The sequence below is a fragment of the Fructilactobacillus sanfranciscensis DSM 20451 genome (assembly GCF_001436035.1).
Classification (GTDB): Bacteria; Bacillota; Bacilli; order Lactobacillales; family Lactobacillaceae; genus Fructilactobacillus; species Fructilactobacillus sanfranciscensis.
Genome location: NZ_AYYM01000045.1, coordinates 1 through 2,590, shown reverse-complemented (window position 1 = coordinate 2,590; position 2,590 = coordinate 1). Strand labels below are relative to the sequence as shown.

Genomic DNA, 2,590 nt, shown 5'->3' with positions numbered 1-2,590 from the left:
GCGACCGTACTACGACCCCCCTTTTAAGTGCCGAGTGCCAAAATTGAATTTTGTGTGGTCTTATCCTTACTCTCCCAAGGGATTTAGTCACTTTGTGCTTGAGCGACATTTGAGCGACATTTTTGGCGAAAATGGCTAAATTTGTAATGCTTTACTACATCTATGTAATGCTTTATAATGTATGTATGAAGCTATTTAAGTTAGGGGTGATTAAGTTATGACTGCTGAAAAAAAAGAAATGCAAAGTGTCACTATCCGTATTCCTAAAGATTTGTATGCCGAATATAAAAAAGCATTATTGGCTCAAGGAAAAATTGTTACTTATGACATGCGAAATTACATGGCTGAAGTTGTCAAAAATCAAGCGAAAGGGCAGAAATGAGCATAAAAAAAGAGCGCACCCGCTGAAAAGTTTGCTCGTTAATTGCTCGTTCTGATAAGGTAATTTTAACATTATGGCTAAAGATAAGGCAAGATACTTCACTTTTTTGTTATATCCAGAAAGTATTCCAACGGATTGGAAACGACGGTTAGAATTAATAGGTGTTCCGATTGCGATTAGTCCGTTGCATGATAAAGATAAAAGCAATGTTGAGGGACTAATATATAAAAAGGCCCATTATCATGTGGTTTATGTGACGAAAAATCCTGTTACATCGGACAGTGTTAGAAAGAGAATCCAAAGGGTTTTAGGTGTTAAAAGTGTTGCTAAGGTTCAAATAGTTGTTCAGAGTATGGAAAATATTTATTTGTATCTGACACATGAATCAAAAGACGCTATTGAAAAGCATAAGCATAAATATTCTAAAGCTGACATTACGTTGCTGAATAATTTTGATATTGACCGATATGTCACGCTTGATGTTGAAGATAAAGACGATATGTTGAATGATGTTTGCGATTTAATTGACGATCATAATTTAGCAAATATGCGTGAATTAAGGCGCTTTGTTAAATTACATGGGGTTGAATATGGCTTGCCTAGTATGAAAATTATAAATTCAGTGTTGAGAGCTCATACTGGACTGATAAGGTTATATTTCGATGCTGTTTATCAAGAACGTCGATATGGTCGGGCAGATATTGATAAAGATACAGGCGAAGTATTGAATAATAAGTAAGGGTTTAATTTTATTTTAGGGGGAAGCAATTATGAAATTTGAAGAAACATTATTACCAGAAAAATCAGACGTAATGACATTACAAAATATGATCAGAAAGTATAATAAGCAAAATTTTGAAACTGCAAATCAAACAGATTTTGCTATTTACATAAAAGATGATAGTGAGAATGTTATGGGGGGGATTTCAGGAAAAATATTTGGTAATTGGATGGATATAGACTATTTAGTTATTCATGAGAGTTTGCGCAAAAATGGGTTAGGTCGGGATTTGTTAAAAAAAGCCGAAGATTTAGCTATACGGAGTAATTGTAAAAATATATTTTTATATACATTTGATTTTCAAGGTAAAGATTTTTATCCCAAATTTGGATTTAAAGAAGTTTACGTAAAAAGACAGTATCCGTTAACTGGAACAGAACATTTTTTTGTTAAGAAATTATCAAATGAAATCGATAAAGAAACTGAATGATGTGATGAAAGGACGGATAACTAGATCCGTCCTTTTTTGTTGTCGATTAGTCGACTTCTGATACAAAATTTTAGGTTTTTAGCATGGCACAACTTCATGTTGTGTATAAGTGCGCATTGACCTCGTTTTACTCGGTCTGCTGATTCTCTTAACTTTATTTCACTAGTTTCTTTCTCTCGGCGTTCAATAGACTGCATAGTTCCTTAACTTCAGGCCTTTCACAATCATAGAAAGTATAGCTAATGGCTTCTTTTGAGGAATTAATATTCATCACAGACTCGTCAGCTTCATCCAGTTCATCTAGTAACTTATGCATCAGAACATTAATATCCTTATTGCTAAAATGATACCCATACGTTTCCCAGTCACGGGCTAATTGCATTTTGTTTGACGAAAAATATCTAGTATGGTCATCTATAAGGTCAGTTCCACTATTGACAAAAGCAAATATGTCACGGGAAATCACCGCTAATCCGCTATCGGCAGAATGAACATCATCTTTCAAGATTGAAATTGCATCTAGAATATCTGACTCGGAATTGGCAACCTTACGTGATCGCCGATTAAGGTAATATGTCATTGCCGGAACAATCAAACAACTAGCTACTAAACTAGCTACTAAAGGAATTAATACACTTAACATAAAATCTACTCCTTCAAATTTTTTCAACTTTAAGCCCTACGTTAATAATATAAGCAATTGCTACTGAATCTATTCAGCATCTATTTAAAGACTAAATATGCTTCTCTAAGCCCCTTATAAGTTCACGATATACTCTTCTAAACATTTCTATTGGAATCACTAGATAGAAAATAAGAGCCATATGTGGTCTCTTCCTTGCCGAACGTCAGTTGGAATCTTCAAAGCCAATAAAGTCCAGTCGCCAACTCCTTCAGACTTTATTGGCTTTGAAGATTGCTTTTAAATGCCTCTAATTTGCTCTATAAGCCATTTTGGCTGCTACCCGTATAATTTACTGTCCGTCAACGGTAAATC

4 protein-coding genes are annotated in these 2,590 nt (G+C 34.4%); 3 read left to right on the top strand and 1 reads right to left on the bottom strand.

Annotated features, from left to right (window positions below):
* Positions 1-217 precede the first annotated feature (217 nt).
* The 3 genes from FD36_RS06250 to FD36_RS06240 all read left to right on the top strand — a co-directional run bounded on the left by FD36_RS06250 (position 218) and on the right by FD36_RS06240 (position 1,593).
* A complete protein-coding gene (locus FD36_RS06250; RefSeq protein ID WP_010625631.1) occupies positions 218-382 on the top strand; it encodes a hypothetical protein in 165 nt (54 codons plus the stop codon).
* A gap of 73 nt (positions 383-455) precedes the next feature.
* A complete protein-coding gene (locus FD36_RS06245) occupies positions 456-1,121 on the top strand; it encodes a replication protein (protein WP_010625632.1) in 666 nt (221 codons plus the stop codon).
* Between the two features lie 31 nt (positions 1,122-1,152).
* Positions 1,153-1,593, top strand: coding sequence for a GNAT family N-acetyltransferase (locus tag FD36_RS06240; RefSeq protein ID WP_010625633.1), 441 nt, complete (start codon positions 1,153-1,155; stop codon positions 1,591-1,593).
* Between the two features lie 154 nt (positions 1,594-1,747).
* Here the strand turns inward: FD36_RS06240 and FD36_RS06235 are convergent, their stop codons facing one another.
* Entirely contained in the window at positions 1,748-2,263 is a 516-nt protein-coding gene (locus FD36_RS06235; RefSeq protein ID WP_146740501.1) for a hypothetical protein, read from the bottom strand.
* Positions 2,264-2,590: the final 327 nt, after the last annotated feature.

Excerpts from the sequence above, each read along its gene's own strand:
- FD36_RS06250 (WP_010625631.1), top strand. The coding sequence starts at position 218 with ATGACTGCTGAAAAAAAAGAAATGCAAAGTGTCACTATCCGTATTCCT.
- FD36_RS06245 (WP_010625632.1), top strand. The coding sequence starts at position 456 with ATGGCTAAAGATAAGGCAAGATACTTCACTTTTTTGTTATATCCAGAA.
- FD36_RS06240 (WP_010625633.1), top strand. The coding sequence starts at position 1,153 with ATGAAATTTGAAGAAACATTATTACCAGAAAAATCAGACGTAATGACA.